We start from the raw sequence: 19095 nt of genomic DNA, 5'->3' as shown, positions 1-19095 counted from the left end.
CATACGCGAATAATTCAAATAGCTTCACTATAAAAATTAGGGGTGAATACGTTGAAGAAGAACTTATCTTTACTGATTATGACAGTATTTCTTGCGGTAATCTTGGCGGCTTGTGGCTCCAATAATGCAGCAACTTCAAATAACAACACAGCAGCGGCAGGCAATTCGGAAGCTACTACTGCACCAACAACGGAAGCTACTACAGCACCGACAGAGCTTACTTTCAAGCATGCGCTTGGCGAAACAACTATCAAAAGCAATCCGCAAAAAGTGGTTGTTTTTGACTTCGGTACACTGGATACGCTGGATAAACTGGGTGTAGAGGTGACTGGAGTGCCTCAAAGTAATGTACCGGCTTATCTCTCTAAATATAACGATGCTAAATATGAGAATGTTGGGGGTTTGAAAGAGCCTGACTTCGAAAAAATAAACAGTCTTTCTCCGGACCTGATCATCATTTCCGGCAGACAACAGGATTCTTACGAAGAATTCAGCAAAATTGCACCTACTCTGTATGTGGCTGTAGATAATGCAAACTACATGGAATCTTTTACGAATAACGTGAAAATGCTGGGTCAAATTTTTGGAAAAGAAGCAGAAGTAGAAACTGAGCTTGCGACTATCAATGATTCCATCAAAGCTTTGAATACGAAGGCAACAGCTGATGGCAAAAAAGCACTTGTTATTCTTGCGAATGAAGGAAAAATCAGTGCTTACGGTGCAGGTTCCCGTTTTGGGATTATCCATGATGTGTTCGGATTTGCACAGGCTGATGATAAAATTGAAGTATCCACTCACGGACAAAGCGTATCCTACGAATATGTAGCGGATAAGAATCCGGATTATCTGTTTGTAGTGGACAGAGATGCGGCTGTGAAGAGTGATGGCGGCGAAGCCGGCTCAGCTAAAAAAGCAGTTGAAAACGATCTAGTGAAGAACACAAATGCCTTTAAAAACGGTAAAATCATTTACTTGGATCCTAACTACTGGTATTTGTCCGGTGGCGGTTTAATATCCGTTAGCGAAATGCTCAAAGAAGTTGAAGTTGTTCTGTAAGCAGAGTAGCTTGGTGAATTAAAAAGCCTGTTGGCAGGAGTAATACTCCTTGCCAGCAGGCTTTTTTTCGCTTTTTTCCATGGAATTACTGGTATATTCATACTAGTTGCTAAATTTATCTGTAACTTTTCAGGCTGGGATACGTGGTTAGGTTAAGGGGGGAGTGCATGAAGCGAAAGTCATTGGATGAAATATATCAGATGTATGTGATGGATATTTACCGCTATTTGCGCTCCCTTTGTGGTGATCATTATGCGGCTGAAGATTTGATGCAAGAAACCTTTTATCGCGCTTATCTACATTTGGAGGATTGTAAAGAAGAGAAGATTAAGCCATGGTTGTTCCGTGTCGCTTATAACGCCTTCGTAGATTACAAGCGAAAGGAAGGCCGCAGTACAGTTCAGAGTGAGGATTATTTCAAAAAGCTTGCTCATCCAGATACCACAGAAAGCACACTGCTTCATCAGGAACGTTGGGAAGAGATGAGGATAGCAGTAGGTGAGCTACCGGACAATCAGAGAAATGCACTGCTGCTGCATGATTTTCATGGGCTGAGTTATCGGGAAGCATCGGACATTATGGATGTGGGCTTGTCCCAATATAAGATATTGATCTTTCGGGCCAGACAGAAGCTGCGTGAGGCAGAGCGGAGGAGAAATGAACATGAGTGAAGAGTTTAAGGAGAAGTTAAGAAGGTATGGTGAAGGCACTCTTGCTGATAAGGATAGGGATGAGGTTGAACGTGAGCTAGAGAAGATGGAAGCTTACCAGGCTTATCTGGATGAACTCATGAGTGAAGAAAAGCCGGCTTCAGATGAGGAGAAGAGCATAAAATTCGGAAAGGGTAAAAGAAACAGACCCGGCAAAGAAAAAAAGATCATCCGCCGTGGCAAGTGGAAAGCACGCATATCAAATACTTTGACGGTGATTTCTGCATTTTTGATTTTTTTGATTGTCAGCAGTATCATCACAGCGGTATTTTATGGCACTGGAGAAAGAGGAGAGACTTACCGTGATGTCGTTTCTTCCGCAATTGCTGTTTCACAGCCGAACACGATCGTCCATTTGAGTAGCGATTCCGGACCGTTTTTTAGTATGAATCTGCAGGGTGAAATAATAAAACAAATTGGTGATGCGCGGATTAATGTTGGAGATTATTCGATGAAGTTTCTATTAGGCTGGCCCAGAATTTATAGTTATTCATGGACATATGAACGCAGTGGGACAGGTAATTACTTTATCTATCCCACTGCGAACCAGTCTGCAGAAAATAGGATGGATGACAGCAGTGAGTGGGAAAAACTAGAAAAGCTCCCTGAAGGTACGGTAGGAGAAGCCTATTTGTCTTTTGAGCAATTTTTTACGACAGATGAGCTATTGAAGAAGTTTCAGCATAAAAATCTTGAGCTTTTATGGTTCGCAGCAGATACAGGTCCAAGGATACAAGAGCCAGTAATAAATGATCCCTTAGGATTTCCAAGTACGCCCATCTGGCATGCCGATGATATGAAGGTGACACAAGAGTCAAAGAAAAAGTGGGGTTGGTTTGGAGGGGGGACTAGCCGCACGAGTGTTTCTCCATCTGTAGACTCATATGGGGATGGTGAACTTCGTAATGCGAACTTCCTTAAGACACTGCACTTAATGCAGGAGCATAAATCGATCGCCAACAAGGTAATTCCGTTTATTGATCTGGATGACTCCATTAGTTATCTGGAGAAGAACGGAGTTAGGCTGTATGGAGCTGTCGTAACCGGTCCGGTTAAAGAGCTGCTCAAGTTAAAGGAAGAAAAATGGATCAGTAATATTCATGTTGAAGAAGTAAGATTATGGAATTGGCAGGATAGAGAGAACTGAGTTGGGATGCTAAATACTGTAGAAGGTAGTAAGCATAAATGATTTCTTTGGAATTACTTAATGGCAGCCGGATATGCCCTGTGTTAGTGGGGTGTACCCGGCTTTTCTGTGTGGGAGAAGTCACAGAACTTGCTTCTCGTTTAAGCAAATCGTACAATTATTTGAATATGAGATGAGTATGATAGATTAGGAGCTGAGTTATATGAAAGTAGGCGTGGTATCAGATACACATATGACAAGAATGGCTAAGTCTTTGCCCAAAGCACTTGTTGCTGAATTCCGGAATGTAGACTTGATTCTGCATCTTGGAGATTGGGTGAGTATGGGAATCTACGATTTGTTGGCTGAATTGGCTCCAGTGGAAGGGATTGCTGGGAATAACGATGGAATAGAGATCATCGAGCGTTTCGGGGAGCGTAAGCTGCTAACGCTTGAGGGAGTCCGGATCGGAATGGTCCATGGTCATACGCCACACTCCCGCAAAGGAACGGACGGGAATGCGCTGCTTGCTTTTGCGAACGATAAGGTGGATTGTATTCTTTTTGGTCATTCGCATCAGCCTTTATTGCGGGAAGAGAATGGGATTCTGCTCTTTAATCCAGGATCGCCAACGGATAAACGACGTGAGAAACAGTATTCCTTCGGAATTTTGGATATCGAAGAGGGTAAAGTCAGTGCCCGGCATGTGTTCTACGATTCCAAAGAATAAGAATAATTGTCCAAATGATCTGGCGTTCGCTCCATGGTGCACGGTACGGCTGAAATATACAATAACGTTAAAACGGCCCAAGCCGGAAAGTGAGCGTTGAGGATGAATAACTATCGTATTGAACGTGTGATCTATGATGATTTGGAACGGCTTATCCCATTGTTTGATGAGTATCGGGTATTTTATGGGGCAGTCTCTGATCTGGATGGTGCGCGCGCTTTTTTATCAGATCGATTGAAGCTGAACGATTCGGTAATCTTTATTGCGGTGGAGGGAGAAGGCGAGGAGAAACGAGCGTGGGGCTTCACCCAGCTCTATCCCTCTTTTTCATCGGTCTCTATGGAGCGTCTCTGGATATTGAATGATCTATATGTAACTACGGAACTGCGAGGTCATGGGCTCGGCTCCAAGCTGCTGGAAAGTGCCAGAGCTCATGCGCTCGCAACGAATACGAAGGGCTTGTCCCTGACAACAATGACGGCGAATGTGGGGGCACAGCGCTTATATGAAGCGCATGGCTACATTCGGGATGATGATTTTTATACCTATAACCTTTTTTTCTAAAGCTAGAGAGAAAGACGAGTAAGGGGCGTTAAAGTGGATACAAGTAATAAGTTGGCAATCTTTTTTGACCTTGATGATACCTTATATGATCATTTGGTTCCATTTAAAGAAGCGGTGCGTCAAGTACTTAAACCGGATGAGAGCAGTCTGGACTTTGCGGAATTATTTTATAAAGTAAGACATCATAGTGATGTATTATGGCCTATGTATTTACGTGGAGAAATTCCGCTGGAGGAGACAAGGGTACGCCGATTGGAGCTTGCTTTTGCAGAGTATGGTTTACAGCTTGATCGTGACCAAGCCACGGCGGTACAAGCGGCATACATTGGCCGTCAGTACACCATTCAAATGATAGATGGAGTTCGGGAGCAATTGGAAAGGTTCATTGCTGCTGGTCATAAAGTAGGCATCATTACGAATGGACCCAAAGATCATCAAATGAAAAAGATTCGCGGATTAGGTCTGGATCAGATGATCCCCGAGGAGATGATTTTTATTTCTGACGCTGTAGGTCTGGCCAAACCAGATCCGCAACTCTTTTTGCATGTAAATCAGAAGTCTGGCACTTCACCAGACCATTCGCTTTATATAGGTGATACTTGGGCTAATGATGTAGTAGGAGCGCTTGCGGCTGGCTGGAAGGTCTGCTGGTATAATCCGAGAGGCAGACAGCCGGCTACGGATCATAAGCCTAGTTATATTTTCACGAATTATAAGGAATTTAGCGAGTTGCCTTTGGTGCTGCAAAAATCTTGATCAGGAATTAATTAGGGAGGAATTCCCTAATTATCAGGCTGCTGGGCTATGAATGGGCGATGAATATCCCTCAGCCACGCCAAAGAACCTTTATCCACAACAAAAGAGCTTGCCTCCCAAAGCCAATAATGGCTTTATGGGGGCAAGCTCTATTTCATTTAATCAGCGAAGCTGTACGTAGGGTCAGTCAGATTCATTCTTTCTTTAATGCCTGGTGTGGCGTAGATTTTGTTGTCATCGGTAATAAAGAAAGCTTCTACATCTTCAGGTAACGACTCCAGATATTTCATGCCTTCTTCGATCCCCATCAAGAATACCCCAGTGGACAAAGCGTCCGCATCTGTTGCATTAGGGCTCATAATGGTCAAGCTTTTGAGACCGTTCTGAGAAGGGTAACCTGTGCGAGGATCAAGAATATGGTGGTAACGAACATTGTCTTGCATAAAATAACGTTCGTAAACACCAGAAGCATCGATGACCTCATCTGCGATTTTAATCGTTCCTAGCTGTGTGCCGCGGCTTTGGTCAGGGTCTTGCAGACCAATATTCCAATCCGTTCCGTTTGGTTTCGTACCTAACGCAATAATACTGCTGCCGCCGAGGTTGATCATTGCACTGTTAAGGCCTTGCTCTTTTAAATAATCAGCGATACGGTCAGCAGCATACCCTTTGCCGATACCTCCAAGATCCAGTACCATATTTTCCTTCAGTAGCTTCACGGTCTTAGCAGCTTCGTCAATTTCAACGTCCCTGTAATTGGTTAGGCTCTTGGCTGCATCGATAGCTGCTGGATCAGGGACTTTATCCCCGCCACTACCGATGTTCCAGAGGTCGATCAGCGGACCAATCGTGGGATCGAATAGCCCGTCCATTTCTTTTGCATATTGCACGGATTGTTTTACAACATCTAAGGTCTCGTCCGAAACGACAACCGCTTCTTTTCCTGCTGCTTGATTGACTGCGTAAACCTCGCCGCCTTCTTTTGTACGGCTAAGCTCCATATCCATTCGCTCCAGCATTTGCTGGATATCATCCATATTTTTTTGGGCTACATTTTCTCCGAACACTTTGATATTCACGACCGTGTCATAGATATAAAAGGTCTGTGAGAGTGACTTGGCTTCGCCTTTTCCTGAAGCTGTTGCGCCACCCGGTGTTTCCGTCGCTTTGTCATCCTTATTTTTAGTAATTAGCCAAGCGCCGACAGCTATGACGACGATGACGATAACAACGAGGATCAACGTCGTTTTTTTGTTCTTGAACATATTCCACCATCCATAAAGTTAGTTTCTAAAACACATTATTACTATCATACCCTAGATCAGAAGTTGATGGAAATTAATTTCATGGCGTATTTACGTACAACTCCGTCTGCACGAAAAAAAAGCCCCGCAATCTGATTCGGAGCAACGCTGTGGATATAGAGGTAGCTATTAAGCTAATCTAGCATGTATTCACGGTATTTGTTTTTACGAGGATTCATTACGAAAAGGATTCCTTTGGCATAACCGCTAACGGCTTTAAAATTTCGTTTGAGAGTTTCTTTACCTGTAAGACAGGTTAACGTCCAGATCAATGCGGCATAATTCATAGGGGGTGCTTTACGTAAGTTGAGCAGATAATAATGATTGATGGCAGTAGCTCTTGCAACAACGCCCGCCTTATCCCGAGAACCCGGCGACTCATGATGAATGATTTTCATAGCCGGGTTAATGACAAGCTTGCCATAACGGCTAGCCAAATGGGACAAGTAAATATCCTCGGCAATGGAGTAACTTGTCATCCAGGGATAGGGTTTCATATCTTGTAATGCTGAGCGCCGGAATGACATATTACAGCCGTGAAAAAAATCGGTCTCAAAAACCTGCTCCTTCTCTCCCCAGAGGAATAGGGAGCCTGCAAACATGCTTGGGGATAATCTGCCCGGGGATCCGGACATTTGTCCGGTCAGCATGCCAAACAGCCGGCCCGGTTTGCTGCTGCGCATGCCTTTTGCCACACCGCCTACACCGACAATTGAATCGTCCGCTGCATAAGTATCAAGTAATCGTCGAATATATAAGGAATCATCTAATTCTGCATCATCGTCTAAATGAAGCACAATTTCAGCATTTACTAGTCCAAGTGACTCATAACGGGAAAGCCAGAGTCCCGGATTAGTCTTACGATGATATCGAAACTCAGCCTGTGGCAATTTGTTCAGTATGTTACGATAATAGGTTAATCTCTCTACAGGAATCTCACCGTCATCTACAATCCAGAGCTCGATGGAGACATTCTCTAGCTCTGTCTGCTTGCTTATAGACTCTATGCACACTGTAAGGTCGTTTATACGGTTACGGGTAGGTATCACTATAGATACATCATGCATATGGGGATCTCCCTTCGGAATTCTGGTGTTAACTTTATTCTATCTGCCCAGAAGGGGAGCGTATATACCACTTTCGTTTACTTTTTGCTTTAACATTCACGTCTATAAATGTCATTTTATTAAAAGTTAAGTTTGTAATTTTGAGTTTTTAACTATATAATAGTAAGCGACGTATATTTAGTTATTACTCTTATATGACAGCTACAAATTATCAATAATATTAGGAGGTTTTTTCGTGAGAATAGATATCTGGTCCGATTATGCATGTCCTTTTTGTTATATTGGCAAAAGACGTTTGGAGAATGCGCTAAGCCAATTCCCGAACCGTGATCAAGTAGAGGTAGTATTCCGTAGCTTTCAACTGGATCCACATGCAGAGGTAAGTACAGACAAGAGTATTCATGAGCTGCTGGCTGCCAAATACGGGATGACCGTCGAAAAAGCAAAAGCAATGAACGCACAACTAGCGGAGCAAGCTAAAGATGTGGGTTTGGAATTTAATTTTGATACAGTAAAGCATACCAACACTTTCGACAGTCACAGACTGAGTCATTTTGCAAGCACAAAGGGAAAAGGTGCAGAAATGTCCGAACGTCTGCTGCGCGCCTACTTTACGGATTCATTAAATCTTGGAGATCGCAGTGTACTGGCTTCACTCGCTGCTGAAGTTGGTTTAGATCAAGTGGAAGCTGCGGCAATGCTGGAAACGGATGCTTTTGCGAATGAGGTTAATGGCGATATTGAAGAAGGAAGCCGTCTTAATATTACCGGTGTACCTTTCTTTGTATTCAACAATAAATATGCTTTATCTGGTGCACAACCAGGTCCTGTATTTACAGAGGTACTGGATACTGTGTGGGCGGAGGAACAAGCAGGACCAACATTACAAGTGGTTGGTAAGGGGAATTCTGAAGTATCTACCGATGATGGCTGCGCAGATGGATCTTGCAATATTTAAAGTTTGGATTCGAGTAAAACAAAAGAGCTGAGGGAGCCCTCAGCTCTTTTTTGTGTGCGCCCAGCATGGGCGCTATCTATAGGGTTGAAGTCCCGAATGGCGAAGGCAGTAGTAGCCATTAGCTTAAGGCAAGGGTGTCCACCGCGAGGTGGAATCTGAAGGAAGCCAGCGGCAAATCTCCGGTCTGAGGAATACGAACTTCATACAAGGCTAACGTAGGCTGGATGAGGTTGCACAACAAACCAAAGTCCATACTGCCAAAGGCGTACGAGAGTAAATGAAGCAGATAGATGGAGAGGAAGATAGCGTTCTTACCTGGGGAGATCTGTGTGATAGGCGAGTATACTTCGTAACCCTACTTGTGAGAGTAGGCTGAGTGCACAGAAGTCAGCAGACGCCATAGTACGCAAGCTGTTGCAACAGCTGCGGAAGGGCTGAACATGGAATAGGATTTATACATCCAGGCGTTCAAGATGAGCGATGAATGCAGAAAAAAAATCCGAAAGGACCTGACTGAAGAAGGAAACGGTGAATCCCGTGGGGGTCTTCAGCAGGGCGGAGTTCATCTTTGGCACAAATGGAAGGTATAAATCACGTAAAGAGAGGTTAAAAAAAAAATGTTGGAGCAACTGCTATCACGGGAAAATCTTCTGCAAGCCTTAAAGCGTGTTGAAGCGAATAAAGGAAGTCATGGCGTAGATGGGATGTCCGTAAAATCCTTACGAGAACACATCGTACAAAACTGGCAGACCTTGCGGCATGCCATAGAAGAAGGAACCTATGAACCGAGCCCCGTGCGCCGAGTCGAAATCCCGAAACCCGGTGGCGGAGGTGTTAGGTTACTAGGAATACCTACCGTGACAGATCGAATGATTCAACAAGCAATCGCGCAGGTGTTAACTCCATTGTTTGATCCAGAGTTTTCCGACCATAGCTATGGATTCCGTCCGAAAAGACGAGGGCATGATGCGGTGAGGAAAGCTCGAACCTTTATGAAAGAAGGCTATCGATTCGTAGTCGACCTAGACTTGGAGAAATTCTTTGATCGCGTCAACCATGACCGACTGATGATGAAGATTTCGGAGAAAGTGGAGGACAAGAAAGTTCTCCTGCTTATCCGCAAATATCTTCAGTCAGGTGTGATGGAGAACGGGTTAGTAACCCCGACAACGGAAGGTGCCCCGCAAGGCGGTCCACTGAGTCCGTTATTATCTAACATTGTCCTAGATGAGCTCGACAAAGAACTCGAGAAACGTGGGCACCGCTTCGTTCGTTATGCGGATGATTGCAATATTTACGTGAAAACGCTAAGAGCAGGAGAGAGAGTCAAGACAACGGTCACCCGATTCATCGAGACGAGGCTAAAGCTGAAGGTGAACCAAGTAAAGAGCGCGGTAGACCGTCCCTGGAAACGAAAGTTTCTAGGATTTAGTTTTAGTGTGGACAAAGAACCAAAGGTGAGAATTGCGAAGCAGTCCTTACAGAGAGTCAAGTTCGAATACAGGAGATATCCTCTCGAAAGAGATCGATGAAGATGGAAGAGCGAATCAAGGAACTAAACCACTACCTCATGGGATGGTGCGGTTATTTCTCGCTGGCGGATACCCCAAGTACCTTTCGAGATATGGATAAATGGATACGAAGAAGGCTACGAATGTGCCTCTGGAAGCAGTGGAAGACCCCTAGAACCAAAGTCAAAAGACTTATATCCTTAGGGGTACCTAAGGATAAAGCCTATGAGTGGGGAAATACCCGAAAAGGGTATTGGCGAATTGCAGGGAGTCCAATTCTACAACATGCATTGAATAACCAATATTGGGAAGCCAATGGATTAAAGAGTGTATTGGACAGATACAACTCCTTACGGAATATTTCATGAACCGCCGTATATCGAACGGTACGTACGGTGGTGTGAGAGGTCGGGGGCTAGCCGCCCCCTCCTACTCGATTTTGATAAACCTGTTCTTTTGTTGCTTCCCACACTCAAAAACAAGCGCTCCCGATATCCGGAAGCGCTCGCCGCTGATTGTGGTTTTATCTGAAAGATGTAACAAAGCTTGAGAATAGTGTGCGTACATCGTATTGATATTGGTTGATTGGCTCGATAGGCCGTTCGATACCAAGTAGAGTATATACCGCAATTCTCGCTGCTCTCACGGAGTATTCTTCAGTGAATACAACGTCATCTGGAATTTCACAGAATTGTCCAATAAAGGCCAGGTTCGTGGAACCCTCAGGGACAACTTTTGGTCGGTCACTATTGAGTCTAGGCATGAACTGAGAAGTGATATAAGGCATCATGCAAGGAATACAATTGGCGGTAGCCATGATCTCGTCCTTATGTTCTTCAAAGTGAAGATGACCGATCAATTCTTGCATAATTTCTTCGCCGGTACAATCACACATTCTCTTTTTCACGAAATCTCCAACTTTGTCTGGATACAGTCCGTAACCCCAGAACACTTTAACATGCTCAGGCTGATTGCGGAAATGCGGTTGGAAGGCCAGTACAACGGACATAAACCAGCTCGAATCCTTAAATGTGACCAAAGCGCCTGTGCCGGCACGGTTACGTGTGAATTTTTCCATCAGATCGAAGAATTTGGAGTCATGGAAAGTTACAGTAAAGGACTCCCATTTCGAACCGTCTACATGATCATCGAACGAAGAAGGATTGCCAAGACTTGGTTTCTTGGAAGCGATGTTTTCCCATAATTTCCACGAGCTTCCCTTGCCGTTAAGGCGTGGAGCAGAAGTCATAGAGCCAAGGCTGGAGCCTTCGGTCATAGAACCGTTTGTGATAATTACGAGATCATCTTCTTTTACATCAATCACATCTTTGACACCTTCGCGCACTACATTCATTTGGGTTACGGTAATTCCGTCACCTTTTTTGAACTGCAGATCAGTAACTGTACATTTCAGTGTGAAATCGACACCGAATGGTTCAAGATATTTGTGCAAAGGCAGAATGATGGAATCATATTGGTTATAAGGAGTGCGAGTTACACCTTCCAGTGTTTGAATTCTTGGGAATTCATGGAAGAAACGAAGCATATATCTTTTAAACTCTACAGCGCTGTGCCAAGGTTGGAATGCAAAAGTAGTAGCCCACATATACCAGAAGTTTGTTGTGAAAAAGTGAGGGGCGAACCAGTCGTTGATACGCGCTTTACCCATTTTATCTTCTTGTGTAATAATCAGCTTGCCCATAGCGAGACGATCAGCCATATCAAAACCCATGGACAATACATCTTCTACTTTGCCGTCTTTGTTTACAAGTCTGGCGTTTGAGTGTGTTGGGTTTGCGGTATCAAAAGCAATAATTTCATCCCGCACAGACAACCCCGGACGGTCGACAGAAGGAATCGTTGTTAATAGCTCCCAGAGATTCTCATAAGCTTCATCGTTGAGCATACGGCCGCCGCGGACAACGTAACCATGTTCAGCGTCACCTGCGCCGTCATTGCTACCACCAAGAATCTTCATCTCTTCAATAATGTGAATGTTTTGTCCCGGAAAATCACAGTCTCTGACCAGGTAAGCAGCGCCCGCTAAGGATGCAATTCCGCCACCGACAAAATAAACCTGTCTATTACCGTACTCTTTTTTCACAATGGTCGCCTCCAAGTAGTTGTTTAAATAATCACACTCTTAATGTAAACCAACTCCTATTTTGAAGGTATAATCAAACTCTTTAGAGTGTCTGGATTTTTGTCATTATGGGTGATCTGTCTAGTTTTTAGACAAAAAAAACCGCTGCAACCAAAGGTTACAACGGATGGTTCTCATATTTGTGTAAAGCTTTCAGAAAATTTCCTTCAATTAGATCACTTAGCTTCTCAATCATATGGTGCGGCTGTTCCTTCATGCCTTCTCTCATCCACTGAATGATTAGGCCTGTGAAGGCTAGCGTATAAAAATTGGCTATAAAGTGCTTGTCTTCTTCGCAAACCTCCATCCCGGAGGACAGCTCGTTTATAACCCCCATGATGAGATCGTTTGTCACCTCGTACAGATATGCATCCAGATGATTTCTGCCTAATGAATTTAGCGTGTTACAGCAAAAGGATTTATTCCGCTCAATGTAGCAGAAGATTCTATAAAACCCGTCTGTCCAAGTGCTGTAGCTGCGATACTGGGCGAGGCTTTCGACAGCCTCAGTCTTATAAATCCAACCTAGCAAATCAAATATATCCTGGAAATGATAATAAAACGTTTGTCTGTTTAGTCCGCAATGGTCCACTAGTTGTTTAACAGTAATTTTATTGAGCGGTGTATGCTCCATTAGCTCTTTTAAAGAATGCGACAATGCATTTTTGGTTAGAAAAGAATTGGACAACAGCGTTCACCTCTTCCATTCAAGACTTCGATGCTCGCTTATACAGCAGACGAATACCTTCGGCTAATAAACCCAGTGCAAATCCGGCGCATGAAAATAAGGAAAACGCGAGGAAGCCTGCGAGATCCTCCCAACCGGACATCTCTTGGTAGGTGTAGCCCAGCATAAATGCCGCACCTATGATTATTCCCGCCGTGCTAAATACCCAGAGCAGACGCGCTCCGAGCCAGCCTAATGTGTTGACGATCCCAGCCACTACAACGGAAAAAAGAGCAAAGCGCAGTAAGAGTGTGGCATCCATTTCCTGGGCCAGCATCACGAATCGGTGTAGAGGGAAGAGAAGCCATAGAAGAATGGCATAAACGGTCATCCAGAGAAACCAACTTTTACTTTTGGCAGCAGGCAGGAATTTCATTTCATGCACACCTCTTTTCCCATAGTACGAACGTTAAAAAGTAGGGATTATACCGTGAAGGATTCCAGTTCTTCCGCACTTTGCAGCAGGTGGCTTAGCAGGTTTGGAATGTCCTCCATTTGCTCTTCTGTGAGTTGTCTTTTGAATTGCAGCTCGATGCAGTTATTGTAAGTTTCACTTTCCTGGCCATATATGAAGCTTAAAGATTGCACAGGCTGGAAATCAGGTCCCCAGATCGCTTTTAGAATACTGTCTATCGCCTGACATTCGCTAGGAATATCTTCGACTTCCATATAAAAACGAAGTGAAAGATTACAGCCGGGATCCGTATTAGGAACCTCCAAGATTTCATCGCTGAGATCTTTCGTGGACGAAGTGAGCAGGATTTCGGCGGTTACTTTCCTGCCTGCAGTTAATTGGAAGGAGAGACTGAACTCTCTGGACATCAGCGCCATATTCAGAAGGTCGGAGCGATCCGTAACCACCAATATTCCGTCTAAATTATCGTAGTCATAAATCTGGTTCTCAAAGGCGATCTTAATATTATCGAAAACTGTAGGGTGGAACAATAAGAGCACCTTCTTTGTTTATTTATATTGTAACATGATGTGATAGGAAGTTAAAAAAAGACGCCCAGGACCAAATGGACCGGGCATCTTGTGTAGAAGTTACGGCTTCCCATAAGAGGGAATACTCCTCGGTTGTGGGTATACGTTCACTTCTTAGTTTGTAGGCGCAGGCGCAGTATATTTCAGGAACGTCTTCGGAATCGGGCTCTCAAAGGTCATCAGTTCTCCAGTGGTTGGATGAATAAAAGAGAGCACTCGAGCATGTAGGCCAAGTCTTCCTACCGTTTTGGTCTCTGCACCATATTTCTTGTCACCTGCGATAGGGTGGCCGATATCTGCCATGTGCACCCGAATCTGATTTTTTCGTCCGGTTTCGAGCTTAACCTCTAGCAAGGAAAAATGGCGGTTAGCCTGAATGAGTTTATAATGTGTAATTGCATGTAGTCCATCGCCTTCATGAGGACTGGAATACATTTTAAGGGTTGAGGTTTCTTTGAGCCACGAGCTTATCTTGCCTTCAGGTCTTTTAACCGCGCCTTCCACGAGCGCTACGTAAGAACGTTCCTTCACGGTATCTTTCCAAGTAGTTTGTAGTGCTTGCTGAATCCTTTCGCTTTTGGCAAACATCATTACGCCTGATGTATCTCTGTCCAAACGATGTACGACAAAAATCCGATTTTGTGGATTGCTAACACGGACATGCTCCATGAGCTGGCGGTAAGCCGTCAATTCATTTTCTTCCGCAGTGGCGATAGATAGCAGTCCAGCATCCTTTTGAACAATAATCAGGTCTTCATCCTCATGAACGATTTTAAGTCCGATCATCTCTGCTGTTTGTACAGGCTTCTCTTGATCAATAGTAACGTTTTGACCCGGATGCAGTTGGAAATTATGCTGTGTAACTACCTTATTATTCACCGACACTTGTCCACGCGATAGGATGGATTTAATCGCATTTCGTCCGCGACCCGTGACGTGGGTGAGTAAGAAGGGCAATAGTTCAGAAGGTTCGTTTACAGTAAATGTTTTGGGTGCTGCGGGTGCTTTAGTTTTATGATTAAGCTTGCCAGTAGGCTTGCTGTGAGAACGAGTACCTCTTTTGGCTGTTTCTTTAGGATTTCTTCTTGAGTTCATGGATGCATTCTCCGTCCTTTAATATTGTACTCCTCAATATACCATGGGCTGTTAAGAAATACTATGGAGAGGCAGGCGTACTGGTTTGCTGCTGCTCAAAGATAGAACAGCTGTGCTAATCCAAGAAGCAGGAATAAACCGAGATATACCCAGCCTAACCTGCGGGCATATTTCTTTTCCCGGGGCATGGCGCTTACAGCATAGATCTTGGTATCCACAGTAAGCAGGAATAGTCCGGAGAGCAGGAGCACGAGAGTTAAATAAGTTAGTTGATGATAGATCATTTGAACACATCCCCATATCTAGTCTTCTTTAAGACCGACTCTTTCAATATTCGTCTTCACATTAAGTTCTATAGAGAGATCAGAATACTGTTGCTCCCAGTCATGTTTGTCACGAACATTAGCTTTCCAGTAGGAAGGAGCATATGCACGAACATATTCACCCATGCCAAAGATATCCGAGTGAGCCTGTTGCGTCTGTTTAATCAGATGGTCGAAGATGGTGAGGACTCCTTTTTGAAAGTTGGCCTCAAGTTTTTTTAAATCCTGGCTGGAATCAATACGAATATTATTACCTAGGTGCTCATCTAGCGCTGCTTCTAAAAAAATATTTATAGTGATATGGGGTTTGCCGTCTTTGATTTTAACTTTAGACCTTGTAAATCGGTCGTTAACTTTAAGAGTCAGTGGGCCAAAGTCCTCTGAATTGAACATGACGGAATAGCCCCCAGGATCAAGACCTTTCATGGACATATATGCGCCAATCTCAATGGGAGTAGTCGAACCAACCATAACGCCTCCGCTAAAGTAAGCAAGACCTTTTATCAACATATTGTCTTTTTGATGTAAAGACACATAAGGCAGATAACCGCTCTCTCCCCATTTAGATTCAGCTGACCAGAATACGCCTATATAGTTAGCTGGGAACTTTCCGGATCTCACGGCTTTTTCCATGGTGGATAGGATATAGAGGGTTGGAACTCGCTGAAGTGGTGGATTAATATTCATAAATTTAGAAGCCTCGCCTTCGGACACTAATAACCAGGTACGGCGACGGACTTCAGGGTTGCGGCGTAAATAATCATTTAAATCCGACAGGTTTTTGCGTGCAAAATCCTCGCTGATGATAATCACCCGAAGATGGATGAGGTAACGTGGGTCAGAGATCTGTTGTTGCAAATTGTTTAAGGCATCATCTAGTGAGTAACCGTAAACTTGTACAACCCAAACCGGATTTTGATTCCCCCCGCTACCTTCTCCCCCGCTGCTAGGACCTAACGGAACTCTCCCTGGAACTGCAATTTGGGCGGTCACACGGATTTTGGGCAAATTAATATTTGCGCTTTTTAGATGTGTCGTTTGATCATCTTCGGTTTTACTATTTGCCGGCACTGAATCTATAGACAATCCCAGCACTAATGCACGATCTTCAATTTCGAGCTGGTCCCAGCAGCCCGTAAGGAATACAAATACCAGAGAGAGAAGGAGGAGAAGACTAATACGCTTGTTAATTACTTTATTCATTCGATAGCCCTCCTTTTTGCCGAATCAGAGCTATTAACCATAAAAGAAGAGGGTAGAGAGTCAAAAAAATCAACCCGATAATCGCTGTGACGGAAGAAAAGGTATAAACCTGGTAAATATTTCTTGGCAAAAGTGAAAAGACGAAGATAAGTGGAAGTGAGAAGCTTGATACAAGGCGGTGATCTTTGTACCGAAATACTTGCTGAAGTGAATATGCTGCTAAGTAGTAGTTCGTAAAAATGGTAGTAAATATAGATATTACCCAAACAGTAATAAACAGCGCATCGAATCGTTCTAGTAGTCCTGCACCAATAGAAATGGAGCGGGCGGTTTCTAAGGTTGGATAAGCGAGTAATTTGGTTTCTTGCGCTCCGAACATTCCTAAAGTGGCCGCAACAATCATTACATAGATGAAGCCAATAATAAAAAGGGCAGCAGCTCCTGCTTTAAGCACTTGCTGAGGTTTTTTCATTAAAGGAACCAGCAGTGTGATGACAAATGTGCCCTGATAAAGGGCAGCTGAAGTGACAGTCCCTTTGGAAAAGCTTGAAAAGGTGATGTAATTTCCAGTGAGTGGAAGTAAGTTTAAAGCATCTACATTTTTCATGGCTACTAATATAATGCTGAGAACGGTTAACAAGATGAAAGGCAAATAAAAAATATGTACATAGGTGAATTTCACAATGTTTCTGCGGATAGATAAAGCAGCCAAAATAAGCATTAATAGAATGACCGCTTCGATAGGTGTTTTTTTAAACACGACCGCAACACATACCTCTCCGAATTGACGCATGGTAATCCCGGCAGAGAAAGCAAAAAACAAAGAGATAAGTACATTGAAAATATCCGCGATGCTTCTCCCGACTAACCGGCGGCTGAATACAAACAGAGTTTCATTGGGGAATTTCCGACATACAGCGGCTGTAAACCAGCAGCCTAGAAATGCAACAGGGATGCCTGAAGCCGAAACCAGCGGCGCCCCACTGTCTCCGGCTTCAGCCATATAACGGGGAATACTCAAGATACCTATTCCAATAATCGTACTAACGACTACTGCGACGACTTGGATCGTTGTTATGGGGCGGTTGTTGTTCATCGAGTTCACCCTTCTCCTTAAAAATCTGATCTGAATACGTCGTTGGTAACTCATGAGCGAGACGAGTAGGGTCTTGAGTGTTCAAGAAGCTCGGACGTCTTCTCATCCACCATAAGGGGACACGAATCAGACTGTCCTTCAGATCTCTCCATTTCGTGGGCACATATGGTGTCATGTAAGGAACGCCAAAGGATTCCAAGAATAATAAGTGATTCACGATAACGATGGTACCTAACATGACTCCGTAAAGACCAAAACAACCGGCTAGAATAATCAGTGGAAATCTTAGCATTCTGGATGAGATAGCGGCATTATAGGCAGGGGTGGCAAAAGAACCGATAGTGGTTATAGCGACAATAACAACGGTTGTCGGACTTGCTAGACCTGCTGAAACAGCAGCCTGACCAATAACAAGAACACCTACAATAGAAAGGGCGCCCCCAATCATTTGTGGTAGACGAATAGTTGCTTCGCGGAGCACCTCCATGAAGACCTCCATAATCAGAACTTCCAAGACCGCTGGAAAAGGAACTCCTGCTCTACCCCCTGAAATCGCTACGGCAAATTCGGTAGGCATAAGCTCCGGGTTGAAGGAGATAACGGATACATATAGAGCAGGGAAAAAAAGAGAGAACAACAGGGCAATTAGTCGAATCCCCCGGATTAGGCTGCCTACAATAAAACGTTCCGAATAGTCGTCTATGGTCTGAAAAAATTGATTGAACAATGCAGGGACGATGAGCGAGAATGGGGAGCCATCTACCAGAATGATGACTCTTCCTTCCAATAAGGCTGCCGCTGATTTATCCGGACGTTCTGTTGGTTGAACCTGAGGAAAAGGAGATAATGGGTTATCCTCAATGAATTGCTCGATGTACCCTGCATCAAGGATGCTATCTGTGTTTATCATGGATAATCTCTTCATCACTTTTTCAACCAATTCAGGATCTACTATCCCTTCTATATAGCACACAGCAACCTGTGAGCGTGTCCGCACACCAAGCGGAGCAGTAATAACCCGGAAATCTGGCGTTTGCAGCCGATAACGGAGTAAGGAAAGGTTTGCCTCCAAGTTCTCTATAAAACCTTCGCGTGAGCCACGAATTACCTGCTCGGTCTGTGGCTGTTCAATGCTGCGATGTTCGATTTTACGCAAATTGAAGTGAAGTGCTTGATCCATACCATCTATAAGGAGTACAACGCTCCCTTCTAATAGAGCGAGTGGCAGAGAATTTAAGTCCTTCGTTCGGTTCCCAGCCGCTATTTGTATGGTCGTATTCCAGATGAAATCAGGCAGATCCTTGCGCTCTTCAGGAATTGTCGAGAGATCAGAGGGAGGGCTCATTAACGGTTTAAGCACATGCTCATGAATTTGATTTTGGTCCACCAAAGATGAAAAAAAGATAATTACCGCATCATATAAACCGTATACCCGAAAATTACGCACAACGAGATCTGCATCTTCTCCAAAAATTTGGCTAATGGCTTTAATATTATTTTTTAGGTCGGGATCTAGTGGCTTTTCCGAACGCTGATCAGGAATGGTGGGATCTTCGTGCGTTTTTTTTTGCTTAAAAGAACTATAGTTTTGCTTCCAGTTTTGCACGGCTATTCCCCTTTCCTAAAGAATGATGATTTTTAAAGCTTGGCTCAAAAGCGCTCCTTTTATGTAATTTTTCCAAAAGGAGAAACGAAAGAAGGACTTCTAGAGTGTTGCTCATTACACCATTGACCGCTAAACT

At 43.9% G+C, this 19095-nt stretch carries 18 protein-coding genes and 1 pseudogene; 8 read left to right on the top strand and 11 right to left on the bottom strand.

The window, feature by feature from the left end:
• Positions 1-51 precede the first annotated feature (51 nt).
• The 6 genes from MKY63_RS04265 (at position 52) to MKY63_RS04240 (ending at position 4942) form a co-directional block, all read left to right on the top strand.
• Entirely contained in the window at positions 52-1056 is a 1005-nt protein-coding gene (locus tag MKY63_RS04265; protein WP_282579687.1) for a siderophore ABC transporter substrate-binding protein, read from the top strand.
• Between the two features lie 167 nt (positions 1057-1223).
• The gene (locus MKY63_RS04260) at positions 1224-1727 is read left to right on the top strand and encodes a sigma-70 family RNA polymerase sigma factor (protein ID WP_036681849.1); all 504 of its coding nucleotides are present in this window, start codon (positions 1224-1226) and stop codon (positions 1725-1727) included.
• Positions 1720-2913 (top strand): anti-sigma factor, encoded by a 1194-nt coding sequence (locus tag MKY63_RS04255; RefSeq protein WP_339811636.1) that lies wholly within the window; start codon positions 1720-1722, stop codon positions 2911-2913. Before MKY63_RS04260 ends, MKY63_RS04255 begins: the two co-directional genes overlap by 8 nt.
• Positions 2914-3115: 202 nt before the next feature.
• Positions 3116-3622, top strand: coding sequence for a metallophosphoesterase (locus tag MKY63_RS04250; protein WP_339811634.1), 507 nt, complete (start codon positions 3116-3118; stop codon positions 3620-3622).
• A gap of 102 nt (positions 3623-3724) precedes the next feature.
• Positions 3725-4186: a GNAT family N-acetyltransferase gene (locus MKY63_RS04245; RefSeq protein ID WP_076185717.1), complete on the top strand. Its 462-nt coding sequence runs from the start codon at positions 3725-3727 to the stop codon at positions 4184-4186.
• A gap of 33 nt (positions 4187-4219) precedes the next feature.
• The gene (locus tag MKY63_RS04240; protein ID WP_076147446.1) at positions 4220-4942 is read left to right on the top strand and encodes an HAD family hydrolase; all 723 of its coding nucleotides are present in this window, start codon (positions 4220-4222) and stop codon (positions 4940-4942) included.
• A gap of 158 nt (positions 4943-5100) precedes the next feature.
• Here MKY63_RS04240 and MKY63_RS04235 read toward each other — a convergent pair whose 3' ends face one another.
• Positions 5101-6207 carry an FAD:protein FMN transferase gene (locus MKY63_RS04235; RefSeq protein ID WP_036681858.1) on the bottom strand — a complete coding sequence of 369 codons (1107 nt, stop codon included), beginning with the start codon at positions 6205-6207 and terminating at the stop codon, positions 5101-5103.
• A 173-nt stretch (positions 6208-6380) separates the two neighbouring features.
• Entirely contained in the window at positions 6381-7313 is a 933-nt protein-coding gene (locus MKY63_RS04230) for a glycosyltransferase family 2 protein (protein ID WP_076099014.1), read from the bottom strand.
• A 235-nt stretch (positions 7314-7548) separates the two neighbouring features.
• Between MKY63_RS04230 and MKY63_RS04225 the strand changes: the two genes are divergently transcribed.
• Positions 7549-8271 (top strand): DsbA family oxidoreductase, encoded by a 723-nt coding sequence (locus MKY63_RS04225; RefSeq protein ID WP_076099013.1) that lies wholly within the window; start codon positions 7549-7551, stop codon positions 8269-8271.
• A gap of 617 nt (positions 8272-8888) precedes the next feature.
• Positions 8889-10150 (top strand): annotated as a pseudogene (gene ltrA, locus MKY63_RS04220) (group II intron reverse transcriptase/maturase).
• Positions 10151-10305: 155 nt separating this feature from the next.
• On the opposite strand, the gene MKY63_RS04215 reads toward ltrA, so the two are convergent.
• The 9 genes from MKY63_RS04215 to MKY63_RS04175 form a co-directional block, all read right to left on the bottom strand.
• Complete coding sequence (locus tag MKY63_RS04215; RefSeq protein WP_339211553.1) at positions 10306-11886, bottom strand: oleate hydratase; 1581 nt, start codon at positions 11884-11886, stop codon at positions 10306-10308.
• Positions 11887-12043: 157 nt separating this feature from the next.
• The gene (locus tag MKY63_RS04210; RefSeq protein ID WP_036681438.1) at positions 12044-12613 is read right to left on the bottom strand and encodes a TetR/AcrR family transcriptional regulator; all 570 of its coding nucleotides are present in this window, start codon (positions 12611-12613) and stop codon (positions 12044-12046) included.
• A gap of 19 nt (positions 12614-12632) precedes the next feature.
• Complete coding sequence (locus tag MKY63_RS04205; RefSeq protein WP_076099011.1) at positions 12633-13028, bottom strand: hypothetical protein; 396 nt, start codon at positions 13026-13028, stop codon at positions 12633-12635.
• Positions 13029-13075: 47 nt separating this feature from the next.
• The gene (locus tag MKY63_RS04200; protein ID WP_036681441.1) at positions 13076-13597 is read right to left on the bottom strand and encodes a hypothetical protein; all 522 of its coding nucleotides are present in this window, start codon (positions 13595-13597) and stop codon (positions 13076-13078) included.
• 153 nt (positions 13598-13750) lie between these two features.
• Positions 13751-14731 (bottom strand): RluA family pseudouridine synthase, encoded by a 981-nt coding sequence (locus MKY63_RS04195; RefSeq protein WP_076099010.1) that lies wholly within the window; start codon positions 14729-14731, stop codon positions 13751-13753.
• A gap of 95 nt (positions 14732-14826) precedes the next feature.
• Entirely contained in the window at positions 14827-15015 is a 189-nt protein-coding gene (locus MKY63_RS04190; RefSeq protein ID WP_038569199.1) for a CLC_0170 family protein, read from the bottom strand.
• Positions 15016-15033: 18 nt separating this feature from the next.
• Positions 15034-16257: a Ger(x)C family spore germination protein gene (locus MKY63_RS04185; protein WP_036681449.1), complete on the bottom strand. Its 1224-nt coding sequence runs from the start codon at positions 16255-16257 to the stop codon at positions 15034-15036.
• On the bottom strand, positions 16250-17353 hold the full coding sequence (locus MKY63_RS04180; RefSeq protein WP_036681452.1) for an endospore germination permease: 1104 nt from the start codon (positions 17351-17353) through the stop codon (positions 16250-16252). Before MKY63_RS04180 ends, MKY63_RS04185 begins: the two co-directional genes overlap by 8 nt.
• Entirely contained in the window at positions 17301-18959 is a 1659-nt protein-coding gene (locus MKY63_RS04175; RefSeq protein WP_339811630.1) for a spore germination protein, read from the bottom strand. The genes MKY63_RS04180 and MKY63_RS04175 overlap by 53 nt, the downstream gene beginning before the upstream one ends.
• Positions 18960-19095: the final 136 nt, after the last annotated feature.

This window comes from Paenibacillus sp. FSL R7-0189, from assembly GCF_037969925.1.
GTDB lineage: Bacteria > Bacillota > Bacilli > Paenibacillales > Paenibacillaceae > Paenibacillus_AQ > Paenibacillus_AQ odorifer.
Note: the sequence above shows the minus strand (reverse complement) of the source record. Positions and strands in the feature narration are given on the sequence as shown.